The 12,977-nt window shown below is 37.0% G+C and carries 11 protein-coding genes; 3 read left to right on the forward strand and 8 right to left on the reverse strand.

Annotation, left to right across the window (positions count from 1 at the left end):
* Positions 1–3: 3 nt before the first annotated feature.
* From glpO to IGI87_RS08530, 4 genes are all read right to left on the reverse strand, one after another.
* Positions 4–1,833, reverse strand: coding sequence for a type 1 glycerol-3-phosphate oxidase (glpO, locus tag IGI87_RS08515; RefSeq protein WP_104854084.1), 1,830 nt, complete (start codon positions 1,831–1,833; stop codon positions 4–6).
* Between the two features lie 20 nt (positions 1,834–1,853).
* On the reverse strand, positions 1,854–3,359 hold the full coding sequence (gene glpK, locus IGI87_RS08520) for a glycerol kinase GlpK (protein WP_438736658.1): 1,506 nt from the start codon (positions 3,357–3,359) through the stop codon (positions 1,854–1,856).
* Between the two features lie 277 nt (positions 3,360–3,636).
* Positions 3,637–5,103 carry a helix-turn-helix domain-containing protein gene (locus tag IGI87_RS08525; protein ID WP_280210767.1) on the reverse strand — a complete coding sequence of 489 codons (1,467 nt, stop codon included), beginning with the start codon at positions 5,101–5,103 and terminating at the stop codon, positions 3,637–3,639.
* Complete coding sequence (locus IGI87_RS08530) at positions 5,093–6,427, reverse strand: FAD-dependent oxidoreductase (protein WP_438736660.1); 1,335 nt, start codon at positions 6,425–6,427, stop codon at positions 5,093–5,095. Before IGI87_RS08530 ends, IGI87_RS08525 begins: the two co-directional genes overlap by 11 nt.
* A 179-nt stretch (positions 6,428–6,606) precedes the next feature.
* Between IGI87_RS08530 and IGI87_RS08535 the strand changes: the two genes are divergently transcribed.
* Together IGI87_RS08535 and IGI87_RS08540 are read left to right on the forward strand one after the other, a co-directional pair.
* The gene (locus IGI87_RS08535; RefSeq protein ID WP_002357135.1) at positions 6,607–6,963 is read left to right on the forward strand and encodes a hypothetical protein; all 357 of its coding nucleotides are present in this window, start codon (positions 6,607–6,609) and stop codon (positions 6,961–6,963) included.
* Between the two features lie 33 nt (positions 6,964–6,996).
* Positions 6,997–7,158 (forward strand): hypothetical protein, encoded by a 162-nt coding sequence (locus tag IGI87_RS08540; protein ID WP_002357133.1) that lies wholly within the window; start codon positions 6,997–6,999, stop codon positions 7,156–7,158.
* 240 nt (positions 7,159–7,398) lie between these two features.
* Here IGI87_RS08540 and IGI87_RS08545 read toward each other — a convergent pair whose 3' ends face one another.
* The 4 genes from IGI87_RS08545 to IGI87_RS08560 all read right to left on the reverse strand — a co-directional run bounded on the left by IGI87_RS08545 (position 7,399) and on the right by IGI87_RS08560 (position 12,187).
* Positions 7,399–7,839: a hypothetical protein gene (locus IGI87_RS08545; RefSeq protein WP_002385841.1), complete on the reverse strand. Its 441-nt coding sequence runs from the start codon at positions 7,837–7,839 to the stop codon at positions 7,399–7,401.
* Positions 7,840–7,908: 69 nt separating this feature from the next.
* The gene (locus IGI87_RS08550) at positions 7,909–8,445 is read right to left on the reverse strand and encodes a GNAT family N-acetyltransferase (RefSeq protein ID WP_438736662.1); all 537 of its coding nucleotides are present in this window, start codon (positions 8,443–8,445) and stop codon (positions 7,909–7,911) included.
* Positions 8,446–8,513: 68 nt separating this feature from the next.
* Positions 8,514–11,219, reverse strand: a complete 2,706-nt coding sequence (locus IGI87_RS08555; RefSeq protein ID WP_202564864.1) for an HAD-IC family P-type ATPase — start codon at positions 11,217–11,219, stop codon at positions 8,514–8,516.
* A 317-nt stretch (positions 11,220–11,536) separates the two neighbouring features.
* Positions 11,537–12,187, reverse strand: coding sequence for a YczE/YyaS/YitT family protein (locus IGI87_RS08560; RefSeq protein ID WP_104854090.1), 651 nt, complete (start codon positions 12,185–12,187; stop codon positions 11,537–11,539).
* 88 nt (positions 12,188–12,275) lie between these two features.
* On the opposite strand from IGI87_RS08560, the gene yeiL reads away from it, so the two are divergent.
* Complete coding sequence (gene yeiL, locus IGI87_RS08565) at positions 12,276–12,941, forward strand: transcriptional regulator YeiL (protein ID WP_113794265.1); 666 nt, start codon at positions 12,276–12,278, stop codon at positions 12,939–12,941.
* The last annotated feature ends 36 nt before the right edge of the window (positions 12,942–12,977 follow it).

A 12,977-nucleotide genomic window follows, 5' to 3' on the forward strand; every position in this document is an offset into this window, starting at 1 on the left:
CCTTCACCCTACTTTCAAATTTTTTAAATCTGATTCTTCAATTACTTTTTCTAATGTTTCAATTTGTCGTGCTCTTTCTTCCGCTGTCCACTGATAATGCTGTGCCATTTCTTCAATGACTCCCGCTTTTACTTGGTCCAAACGATCACGCATAAACAATAAGTGGTTGGTCCGTCGTAATAAAAAGTCAACGGGTGTTAAAGCCATTTCTTCTTCCATCGCATAGTTTAAAGAGACAGTTTCCGTTAAGGTTAAACCAGGAATTACTTTTGCATGATCAATCATTTCAAAAACAGTCGGTACGTTAGAGCCATATAAATGAGCTAAGTATAGTGCATCCTTTTCACTTAACCCTTTAGACACGCCATGTTTTGCCAACGCTTCTAATTCTTCATCTACCGTTGCAGGATTCAATTTCCCACCTGAAACTGGATAGTTTTTAGAATCAATTAAGGTGAATTCTTTTTGGTATTCTTCTGCTAAGATGGTTTGAATCATTTTCATCGCACCTTCTGCCATTTTACGATAATCTGTTAATTTCCCACCAGCCAAAGTTAGCAAGCCATCCGCTGATCTTTCCAATGAACTGCCTCGAGAAACAGCTGAAGGATTGACTTTATTTTCCACCAAACTGTCTTCCAGATGGTTTAGGACTTCTTCAATTTCTCGTTTATCTGTTTGTTTTTTTTGGTATCTGTCAACGACATCAATGACTTCATCAATACTTTTATCTGAAAGTTTGCCATTGTTTCCACCATTATAATCTGAGCCACCGTTAGCAGAAATTAACGGTCGTAAACCGGCCCAGCTGGCTTCAATATCATCAATTGTTAATTGTACCTCTGGATAACGATTATTTACTACTTCCAATAGGTAATCAACATCACTTTGTTCTACTGTTGGATGTTGAAAATCTCCATGGTAATCTGTATCCGTCGTCCCAAAATATGTTTTTTCTTCTCTAGGAACAACAAAGACCATGCGGCCATCTTGTTTACCTGTATCAAAATACGTTGGTTGAGGGACGTTTAAACGGCTTTTGTCTACAACTAAATGGACTCCTTTGGTCGGACGCATTTGTGGTGTGAATGATTCGTTTTTATCTAAGCCTCTTAATTTATCTGACCAAGGACCAGTAGTATTAATCACAACATCTGCGTGAATCTCAAACTGTTCGTCAGTTAGTAGATCCTTTGCTTGAATGCCAGTAATTTTCCCTTCATCATTGTATAAAAAGCCCACCGCTTGAACCCGACTCACAGCATGCGCCCCGTCAGCTACTGCTTGTTTAATATTTTCAATAACTAAACGAGCATCATTATTTCGGTAATCTAAATAAACACCGCCACCTTGTAGACCTTCACTTTTTAGTTGTGGCTCACGTGCCAAAACCTCGTCTTTTGTTAACAGATAATTGGCGTACTTAGTACCTGTAACATCAGCTAACTGATCGTATAAATCCATTGCTATTTTGACAGAAAATAGGTTAAATGTTGCATTTGGCTCATCATAAATCGGCAATAACATGGGATCCGCTTTAGGGATATGTGGCGCAATTGATTGAACAACGGCTCGTTCTTTAACCGTATCCGCCACTACTTCTACATCAAACGTTTTCAAATAGCGGATACCACCATGAACTAATTTGGTTGATCGTGAAGAGGTGCCCTCTGCGAAATCCTGCATTTCAATTAATCCTGTCTTCATTTTAGCGGCACTGGCTTGCAGGGCAACGCCTGCGCCAGTAATGCCACCACCGATAATTAAGACATCTAAGTGTTGTGTTTTTAAAGCGTCGATTGATTGTCGGCGTGTTTCTATTGAGAAAGTCATAGAAAATTCCCCTTTTCCATTTACTTATTTTTACGTTTGAATTGTTGGGTAGCTGCTACTGCTTGTTGCCAACCCTCATATAAATCTTCTCTTTCTTCTTCCGCCATAATTGGTTCAAATTGTTGGCCTTCTTCTTGGAATGCTTTGATTTCTTCTAAGTCTTTCCAGAAGCCAACCGCTAAGCCCGCCAAGAAAGCTGCGCCTAAGGCCGTTGTTTCTAAGTTATGGGCTCTTTGAACAGCAGTGTTTAAAATATCCGCTTGGAATTGCATCAAGAAATCATTGTTTGCTGCGCCACCGTCTACTTTTAAGACAGGAATGTCTATGCCTGTATCTTCTTTCATCGTGTCAATAATGTCACGAACTTGATACGCAACTGCTTGAAGTGTCGCTTTGACAAAATCTTCTCTCGTGGTACCGCGTGTCAATCCAAAGACAGCCCCACGCGCTTGTGAATCCCAATATGGTGCACCCAAACCAGTGAATGCAGGAACCACATAAACTTCATTGTGCCCTGTTGACGCTTTGGCTACTGCTTCAGATTCCGCAGCCGTTTGCAACATTTTTAAGCCATCTCGTAACCATTGAATTGCTGAACCAGCCACGAAGATACTTCCTTCTAAGGCATAATATACTTTGCCGTTAATGCCATAACCAATAGTGGTAAGCAGATTATTTTTAGAAAGTTGAGGTTCTTCGCCAGTGTTCATGACAATAAATGAGCCTGTTCCATAGGTATTTTTAACCATTCCAGGTTCAAAGGCCATTTGACCAAATAAGGCGGCTTGTTGGTCACCAGCCATCCCAGCGATAGGAACTTCACTTCCGTAAAAATGGTAATTTTTTGTTAAGCCATACACTTCAGAGTTCGAAACGACTTTTGGTAACATCACGCGTGGGATATTTAAAAGATCCAAAATTTCTTGATCCCAATCTAAATCATGGATATTAAACAACATCGTCCGACTTGCATTTGAATAATCAGTGACATGAGTATCTCCCGTTAATTTCCAAACGAGCCAAGTGTCAATCGTTCCAAACATCAATTCTCCATTTTCTGCACGTTGTTGCGCACCTTCTACGTGATCTAAGATCCAACGAACCTTCGTTGCTGAGAAATAAGCATCAATGATTAACCCGGTTTTTTCATGAATCATTTCGCTGTAGCCATCTTCTTTTAGTTGATCAGCAATCGGTGTCGTTTGGCGTGATTGCCAAACGATTGCGTTATAAATTGGTAACCCCGTTGCTTTGTCCCAAACAACGGTTGTTTCCCGTTGGTTTGTAATCCCAATTCCGGCAATATCTGTAGGTTTCACTCCTGACTCAATTAAAGAACCTGCAATAACGGATTGAACAGAATTCCAAATTTCATTGGCATTATGTTCCACCCAGCCTGCATTAGGAAAATATTGAGTAAATTCCTTTTGTGAACTACCAATTTTGTTTCCTTTTTTATCAAAAATAATTGCACGAGAACTAGTCGTTCCTTGATCAATCGCCATAATGTATTTTTCTTCTGCCATGATAATTCCTCCTAAACGTTTTTGAAATCGTTTTCTTTACGTCCCTATCTTACAAACAAAAGAATAACTAAACATGTCAAAAACTTTTTTTATTTTAAAAAAATTGAAAGGATTTCTACTAAAACCAACAAAGACAACGCTTTCAACAATACTTTTATTATCTCTAATTTTTCAATAAAAAGAAACATTTTTGTTTAAAAAAGCCTAATTTTCGACTTTTAGTGGTAAAAAGGTTGGTTGTGAGGATCAGATAATTTCCTTCACACCAACCTTTTGTTTATTTCTCCCGCAAGGTGCGTATTTTCTTTTTTAATTGTTGCACATCATAGGTCGAACTTAATTCTGACAAAACATAGACTTCCGGTGTTCCTTGATAGCTCGTTTGCTGATAATTGGTCACAATTAAATCATATGTTTGTTCAGGCTGATACCTCTCCACCAGCGTGCCATTCATATTTTTAAGACTGAGCATTAATACTTGTGTTAACGCCGCTTGATAAAGAGCATCCATCGCTAAGTGAATCCCAATTTTTATTTCGCCAATCATTTTAAATTCAATTAATGCCAACACGCTTAAATATTTGACCAAAGAAAGTTCATGTAAACTATCTCCTGGTTGATACGTTTCATCAAAACAAGCTAAAGCTTTTTCTAATAACGTTTTTGAAAAAGAAGCTAATTCCCGACTAGATAATTGTTGTTCTTTTTCCCAAATATGGGCCCGATCAAAGACTTCCAATTCTCCTTTAAAAAAATACAGTTTCCCATGAATTTGTGAAAAATAATAAGCCATGGTTTTCTCAAGAGTAGGTTCAAATTTATGGGGCCGATAATATAAGACCACATTTTCCATGATAAATGTATCAGCTAAAGAAACAGCGGAACGACGACCCCGAATTAAGGAATATTCATCAAAAGCTGATTCTGGTAAAACCGACATTGTAATTAGAAAAACAAAATGAATCATGCTTTCTCCTTCGTCTAATTCTAATGAATAGCGACTAGAAAAACGGAAAAATAATTGTCGAACTTGCTTAAATAGAGGATCTTCTTTAAAATCAGTCATTTTCTTTCTCAATTGTTGATATTTTTTCGAAGTGCCCGCTAGGCGCTTTTTCGTAATACTCAACCAAAGACTAACTTTTAACGCATTATGTTCATTAAAAGTAAAACCTAAGCCAGTCTCAACCCCTTCAATTATCCGTTTATTTAACGGCGACATCGTTTTTTTCTGGTGTGTTTCATAAGGAGTAATATACCAATACAACTGAAAGTAAAAGTACCGAATCTGCAATTCTTCTCCCTGTAGTTGGCCATTTTTTATTTGCAGATCAAAGGCGGCTAACAATTGATTAAGTTCTTTAATTTTTCGAAATAAAGAAGACTCACTAATCATAAATTTGGTCGTTAATTGAACAATAGAAAACTCTTTATTACGATATAAATAATCTAAAAGTTGAAATTTAAGGGACTCTTTTATAAATGCTTCAATTAAATGATTCAACGAAAAAAAATCCGATAAGGTGATTGATAGCTGTTGGCCATCATAAGTCAGCTGACAATCTTGTCCAAAAGGTTTCAAAAAATAATGTAAATCCTCTAAGTCTTTTTCAAAGGAGGCTTTTGTGACCGCTAAAAATGCCGTTAAATCAGAGACTGAGCAGGTACCGCCTGCTAAGATGGTTTGTTGCACCGTTAATAATTGTCGCATCGCTTTCTTTTCCAATAACGTCTCAACTTTCATCGTTCTCTCTCCAATAAGCCGAAGCACCCATCAAATTTGTAATATCATAAATATTGGTTAAAGCAGGTTGATAAAAATAATCTTTTTGTAATAGGTCTGTCAGCGTCTGACCTGTTTGGATACTTAATGCTAAAGTATTTATTTTTTCTAAACAATTGTTTTTTGAACAAAGCTGTGCCCCAAGGACCCGTTGCGTCACTTTATCATAAATTAATTTGCCTAAAATTTCTGTCCCATGTTGTAGGGGCGGCGCTGGCTGTCTAACAATTACGGAAGCAAGTGTTTGCGGAAAAAATAACCCTTCCGTTTCGGTTAGACCTGTACTAGCAAGATAATAGTCCCCCACTTTTGTTCCCATTGTTCGCAAAGAGCCAATGAATCGGTGTGTTTTTTCTTCTAAATTGTTGGCGACTACTAAGCCAGTTCGTACCGCATTGTTCACTAACGGGGCATAAAAAGTTTCCGCGACTGGTTCATTCATAACTGAAATGCAGTCACCGATGGCAAAAACATTCGGCACTGATGTTTGTAAATAAGCGTCCACCGCGATTGTCTGATCCAGATTTCGTTGAATTTTTTTATCTAAATAGGCTAATTGAGGATGTAAGTTTAAAGCAAAAATCCCACTGTCACAAGAAATTTCCTGCTCGCTTGTTTCAAGAACAATACCATGTGCTGTTTCTTCAATTCCTAGGACCGTTTCTTCAAAATGGAAAATTACTGCTTGCTTTTCCAAAGATTTTTGAACTTCTGCGACCATTTCTTTATCAAAATATTTAGGCAATAGATTTTCCAAGCTTTCAAAAACATGGACCGTTTTCTTCATTTTCACAAGAAAATCAATTGCTTCTACTCCAATAGGTCCTGCACCAATGACGGCTACTGTCTGGCTCTTTTCCAGAAGTGGAACAGCCGCTAAAGCACCTGATAAAAATTTATACTTGAGTAGTTTTTCTGTTTGACTACCCCGAATTTGCGTGGAAAATTGGCTCGCGCCTGTCGCTAAAATCAATTTATCATAAGAATACCACTGTTGCTCTTCCTTTCGTGACCAAGCAATCAATTGGTTCTCCACATCCATTGCCACGACTTCTCTATTTAAAAGCAACTGAATCTTTTGACGACGTAATTCCTCTTCCGTTATGTAACGTGCTTCGTGTAATTCATTGATGGTATGATTAAAATACGCACTTAAGCCACCAGATAAATACCCCACTGTTGCTTGTTTATCAATTAAAGAAATTTCTGCTTGGGGATATTTTTTTCTTGAAGCAATTGCTGCGGAAATACCTGCGAATGATGCACCAATAATCACAATTTTCATTTGTTTCCTCCTCTGTCAGGACCTATTATACTTCTCTCAGTTTATCATGATTAAAAAGAATGCTAAAGCAACAACTATATTTTTCCCTTAAAATAATTATTTTTGCTGAGCGCATTGCTTTTCAAGCACTTTCATTTTCATTTATAATAAATGTTACTACTGTTTGAGGAGGAGTTTTCATGTCTGCAACAAAAGAGCAATTGGAACTATTTTTATTTTATTTGTCTGAAACCCATACAAAAAGTTTATCTTTACATGACTTAGTTACAAGTCGACCACGCCCAGAGGAAGCGCGTATTTTATTAAATATTAACGAGGTTTTCACTTACTATCATAGCGCTCGTGTTCTCTACACAAGTGTTCCTGCTCTTGAAAACAACAAGTCTGAGCCTTTTTTCCAAGCCTTCGAAAATTTTTATTTTGAATTAAAACAACATTTTTTCAATGAAGAAGATGAAACCAATCAATTGAATGAACGTCTAGAGGAAATGAAAATTGCCTTTGAACAATTGACGGATGACTACAATGTTCTATAATAGAAGAGAACAATTCGTTGAGAAGGGGTCCTTATGAAGCAAGAAGAAGTGATTGAACGTTTAAAAGAAGAACTAAATTTGCCATTTTTTAATGGTACGCTGGAAGAAAAGAACTATTCTGAAGCAGATTATCAACAAATCAAGAAAGAGTTAATTCAATACTTTGATGATTATGTGCGAAATGTTGAAAATTAACAAGCTAAAACAACCTTTGATTTTAATAAAATCAAAGGTTGTTTTATTATTAAATAAAAAAATAACAAAAAAACCACCGGCAGTTTTGCCGATGGAAAAGGAGTATTTACTCAATAAGAGTAAAATGAAAAATAAAAAGGTTGTTGTTGGTATGAATTAATAATACAATACACTTTCTCTTTTGTCCATAAAAAAGACATGAAAAAAATATTAAATTCGTTAGTTATTTTTATTAGTTTTTTATTTTTTCAAAAGAATGTTGCTCATCCGCGTAATGGCAAAGGTTAATTCATCCGTTGCTTGATCCTGCTTTTCTTCTGAAGCATTAAATAAATCTGCATCAATACCTGTTTCTGGATCTGTTGCTAAAATCATTTCATTGCATCCTGCTACATATTCTGTATAAGCATGTTGAAATTTTTTGTGAATGCCAAGTACTTGTGGTGTCGGTTTTAATGTTCCGACTTTTTTGAGCATTAATTCATATTTTTCAGTACCTTCTTTAAATTTTGCTTGAATTTCTGCAATTCGTTCGGCTGTTAAATCATTTACTTTATTCTTATCAATCGCTTGACGAACTTCTTCGTAATATGGATTCATGACTTCGCCAATATCTTCTGTTGTTTTAACGATATCATTAATTGTTTGAACATAAAATCCTAAATTTGGTCTCATAACCATCCCTCTTTTCCCTTTTCTCTTTCACTCCATTTTACACTTTTTCTATTCCATCTGACAAGTGGCACTTTTTCAATCTTTATTTTTTTGATTTTTAACAGAGAAAATATAGTGAGGCATCGTTTTGCCACAGTATGTTTTAATGTATCGATCCCTAACAAGCATCTGGTTTCGAATAGCGACATTCATAGAGGCTAAGTTCGTATCACGAATCGTTGAAATAACTTCTGGAAAATTTAACACATCGAATGCGTACTGCTTTGTCGCTGCGGCAGCTTCAATCGCATACCCTTTATGCCATTCTTTGGCACATAAATGATAACCAATTTCTGGATAGCTCTTTCCTTTTACTAATTGATTGGTGAGACCACACTCGCCGATGACTTCGCCTGTTTTTTTCTTCTCTAACGCCCATAAGCCGTAGCCGTATTCTTGATAGGATTGTAAGTTCCACTTTAGCCAGTTTGCGACTTCTTCGTCAGAAAAAGCATGTTCATAGGCATACATTACGTTTTCATCTTGCAAAAATTTTTTCAATTCCGCTTTATCTTCCGACTGCCATTCTCTGACAATAAGTCGTTGTGTTTCGAAAATAATTTTCCGTTTCAAGCCATTTCACTCCTTGAATAAAGAAAAATTGACTGGTTTAAGTACCAGCCAATTTTCTTTTTTCTATATTAAGCACCTTTACCTGCTTTACGTTGGAAGAACTTGACAATTTCCACAATTGGGATGATAGCAAAAGAAGTACCTGCTACAATTGCCCATTGATACGCATCTAAATGTGTGACGCTGAATAAATCATTAAATCCTGGAATAACAATCGTTGCAGCTAATAGCAAGAACGAAACAAGAATCCCATAGTTAAATGATTTGTTGCGGAACAAGCCAACTTTGAAAATTGATTGATAAATCGACTTCACATTAAAGGCATGGAACAATTGAATTAATCCCAAAGTAGCGAAGGCCATGGTTAAAGCATCGCCGTGTTGTAAATCATACAACGCTTGCGCCGATAAGTTTGTGTTAGCTGCGGTATGTGCTGGGAACATAATTGACATTTTATACACAATCAAAGTCAAGGCTCCTTGCGTAATCCCTTGGTAAACTACACTGCTTAAAACGCCGCCAGAGAAGAAGTTCGATTTTTTTCCACGAGGGGCATGACTCATCACATCACGTTCTGCTGGTTCCACACCTAACGCAATCGCTGGGAACGTATCCGTTACTAAGTTAATCCACAATAAGTGAACAGGTAACAAGGTATCCCAATTGAGCATCGTTGCAATAAACAAGGTTAATACTTCCCCTAAGTTAGCTGAAAGTAAATATTGAATCGTTTTTTGGATATTTGAGAAGACTTTACGCCCTTCTTCTACTGCCACAATAATTGTTGAAAAGTTATCATCGGCTAGGACCATATCTGAAGCACCTTTCGATACTTCGGTTCCGGTAATTCCCATACCAATGCCGATGTCAGCAGCTTTTAAGGCTGGGGCATCATTTACGCCATCACCAGTCATAGCAACCACTTTTCCTTCTTGTTGCCACGCTTTAACAATTCGAACCTTGTGTTCTGGTGAAACACGAGCATAGACAGAGTATTGTCCTACAACTTGTGCAAATTTTTCATCTGACAATTCATTTAATTCAGCGCCTGTAATGACTGCATCGTCGTCGCCTTCTTTGATGATGCCTAAGCGTGCCGCAATTGCTTCTGCTGTATCACGGTGGTCACCAGTAATCATGATTGGACGAATACCCGCTTCTTTCGCGACTTTTACAGCATCTGCAGCTTCTTTTCTCTCTGGGTCAATCATACCGACTAAACCAGCAAATGTTAAATCTTTTTCCACAAGTTCAGAGCTCATTTCGGCTGGAATCGTCTCAACATATTTATAAGCCATTCCTAAAACACGTAAGGCTTGTTTCGCTAATGAGGTGTTGGTTTTCAAAATTTCTTGACGTTTTGTTTCATCTAATGGACTTGTTTCGCCATTTGATAAGATTTCCGTACAACGTTTCAATAATTCATCTGGCGCGCCTTTGACAGAAACCAAGAAACCACCTGTTTTTAATTCATGAACAGTAGTCATTAATTTACGATCAGAGTCAAAAGGAATTTCTGCCACACGCGGTTCAGCTGCTACTTTTTCGGTTACGTTAAACGCATGATCTAAACCAAATTGTACTAAGGCAGTTTCTGTTGGGTCACCAATTAATGAACCATCTTGTGCGATTTTTGTATCATTCGTAAAGTTCATGATTTTTAAAGCCATATTATCAGCAGGGATTTCTGTTGAAGCAGATAAAACTTGACCATCTGTATACAACGCTTCAACGGTCATTTGGTTTAAGGTTAATGTACCTGTTTTATCTGAACAGATAATATCTGTACTTCCTAATGTTTCAACGGCTGGTAACTTACGGACAATCGCATTTTTCTTGGCCATTTTTTGAGTCCCTAAAGCCAAAATAATCGTGACAATCGCTGGTAATCCTTCTGGAATTGCCGCTACAGCTAACGAAATTGACGTTAATAACATGTCAATCCATGAACGACCATTCATCATTCCTACCACAAACATCACCGCTGCAATGACTAAAATGGCAATTGTTAACATTTTACCCAATTGGTTTAAGTTTTGTTTTAATGGCGTTTCCGTTTCTTGTTCGCTTGCCAGCATGCCAGCAATTTTACCGACTTCTGTATTCATTCCTGTGCCAACTACAACACCAAGACCGCGTCCATACGTCACATTACTATTGGAATAAGCCATATTGATCCGGTCACCGATACCAATATCGGTTCCCTCTAAAATGGTTACTTCTTTTTCGACTGGAACAGATTCACCAGTTAACGCTGCTTCTTCAATTTTTAAGCTATTCGCTTCCAATAAACGTAAATCGGCTGGAACGACATCGCCTGCTTCTAATAAAACAATGTCGCCTGGTACTAATTCATCACTTTTAACAGTAATGACGTGTCCATCACGGCGAACATTGGCATTTGGTGAAGACATTTCTTTTAATGCTTCAATGGCTTGTTCCGCTTTAGCTTCTTGAATGACCCCAAAGATAGCATTCAAGATAACAACCACTAAGATGATAATCGAGTCTACCACATCATGGGAAAAGACGGCTGAAATGACCGCTGCCGCTAATAAAACAATAATCATAAAATCTTTGAATTGCTCAAAGAATTTCACGGCAAGTGATTTTTTCTTCCCTTCATCTAGCACATTTTCCCCGTACGTTTCTAAACGCTTTTGAGCCTCCTGTGCACTTAATCCATCAGTTGTTGTGTTCATTTTCTCCAAAACAACTGTGTCGTCTTGTGCGTAAAACGCTTCAGACAATTGTGTTTTCTTTTCTTCTGACATGTTCTTCCTCCTCTATTTTTTGCAGCATCCTTCAAGTACTATTTTACATTCCATCAAAAATAAATGAAAAAAAATAGACTTGTGTATGCTACTTCGTCGAACATACATAAGTCTCACCGTTTAAGACAACACCAGAAATTGCTTTCGGAGTTGGTGATGTTGTCACAGCATAAATACTGTCAGTTACTCCCTCATGAAAAAACTATTTAACATTGATTGGAGAACCAATGTTATGAATAATTACTTAATTAGTATACCGTTTTCCACTCTTTTTTTCAAATAAAAGTTCTGCTCATTTGAAAAAAACTGAAATCCTTTCATTCGGATTCCAGTTTCTTGATTTGTATTCGTAAAATACGTTGTTGCCCCCGCTTTCTCGACCAACTAATAACCCAAGAAAGTAGGAAAAGACTGATCACGGTTCCCTCACGAACAAAAATCGGCAAATGATAACTCATGGACAATCCTAGTGCTAAACTGACGCAAAAAATATCAACTAAATATCGATAAACCTGAAAACTATAGCGCGTTCTTTCAGAAATAAGTGTACAAAATTTTTCAATGGGAAATTGCAAAACACCTAGCGCAACTACCTGTCCTGTTCCAATTCCTGCTATGATTGTCCCTAAAATAAATAGAACAATTTTAACCAAATAATTTTGAAAAATAAGCGAACCAAATAATTGATACAAGAAAAAATTAATGACAAAACCAAAGCCGATTAACGCCACCAAAATAATCAAATAGTCCTGAATTTTACGCTCCTGATCTAACAACCAACACGTGCCTAAAAAAGCTAAATTGATAGCCGTAGTAACCGTCCCGACTTTTAAATGAGTAAGTGTTGCAAAGGTCACATTAAACGCATTAAAACTACTAACTCCAATGCCTGCTTGAATTGTCAAACTGATGCCCAATGCACTAATTAAATAAAAAAGAAACGATAGCACAATTTTTTTCTTCCACATTATAAAAACTCCTCTACTCTTGATACGTCTATTATGTGCTAAAATAGAAGAAACAAATAGGAGATATCTCCTATTATAAGGAGAAAAAATGCTTAAAACAGCCTACCAACGATCACCGAAACAAGCATTAGCTAAAAATACGCCTTTTTTTAATGAAACTGATTTAAAACATAGTTTTATTATCGATTTTGAAAATCAAGAATTCATTCATCACCAAGCAGAGCCATTAAATTATCTTTTTTATTTAATCAAAGGAAAAGCGAAAATTTTAAAAACAGAACGCAATGGGCGCCAATCCATTGTTCAGTTTTTAACGACAGGTGATTTAATTGGCGATTTAACATTAGTTCAAGCGGAAACAATAACCAAGGACGTTATCGCCATAGGAGAAACCTGTTGTTTAGCTGTACCTTTAGCTTACGCAGAAACTGTTTTAAAAAACAAGGTGCTTTTTATGCAGCAACTCAGCCATTATCTAGGGAAAAAAATGCTCCAACGGGTGGACCACTTTACAACGAATCAGACCTATGAACTAAGTTATCGGTTAGCGGAATTGCTATTGGTTGCCGCTAATCACGAAGATGTTTATAAAGAAAAACATACTGAGATTGCCGAATACTTAGGGGTTAGTTATCGCCATCTTATTTATACCTTCAAACAATTTCGAGAGCGCGGCTTTATTCAAAAACAAGGAACTGCTTATCACATCAACCGCTTAGCGTTACATTCTTTTGTGCAAAAAATGAAGAGTTAAAGTGGTGGATTGTTGACAAATAGTGCGCTTCCCGCT

Source organism: Enterococcus sp. DIV1444a (assembly GCF_051712125.1).
Lineage (GTDB): Bacteria > Bacillota > Bacilli > Lactobacillales > Enterococcaceae > Enterococcus > Enterococcus faecalis.

Coding starts and splice junctions, on each gene's coding strand:
- glpO (WP_104854084.1), bottom strand. CDS start 1,833: ATGACTTTCTCAATAGAAACACGCCGACAATCAATCGACGCTTTAAAA.
- glpK (WP_438736658.1), bottom strand. CDS start 3,359: ATGGCAGAAGAAAAATACATTATGGCGATTGATCAAGGAACGACTAGT.
- IGI87_RS08525 (WP_280210767.1), bottom strand. CDS start 5,103: ATGAAAGTTGAGACGTTATTGGAAAAGAAAGCGATGCGACAATTATTA.
- IGI87_RS08530 (WP_438736660.1), bottom strand. CDS start 6,427: ATGAAAATTGTGATTATTGGTGCATCATTCGCAGGTATTTCCGCAGCA.
- IGI87_RS08535 (WP_002357135.1), top strand. CDS start 6,607: ATGTCTGCAACAAAAGAGCAATTGGAACTATTTTTATTTTATTTGTCT.
- IGI87_RS08540 (WP_002357133.1), top strand. CDS start 6,997: ATGAAGCAAGAAGAAGTGATTGAACGTTTAAAAGAAGAACTAAATTTG.
- IGI87_RS08545 (WP_002385841.1), bottom strand. CDS start 7,839: ATGGTTATGAGACCAAATTTAGGATTTTATGTTCAAACAATTAATGAT.
- IGI87_RS08555 (WP_202564864.1), bottom strand. CDS start 11,219: ATGTCAGAAGAAAAGAAAACACAATTGTCTGAAGCGTTTTACGCACAA.
- IGI87_RS08560 (WP_104854090.1), bottom strand. CDS start 12,187: ATGTGGAAGAAAAAAATTGTGCTATCGTTTCTTTTTTATTTAATTAGT.
- yeiL (WP_113794265.1), top strand. CDS start 12,276: ATGCTTAAAACAGCCTACCAACGATCACCGAAACAAGCATTAGCTAAA.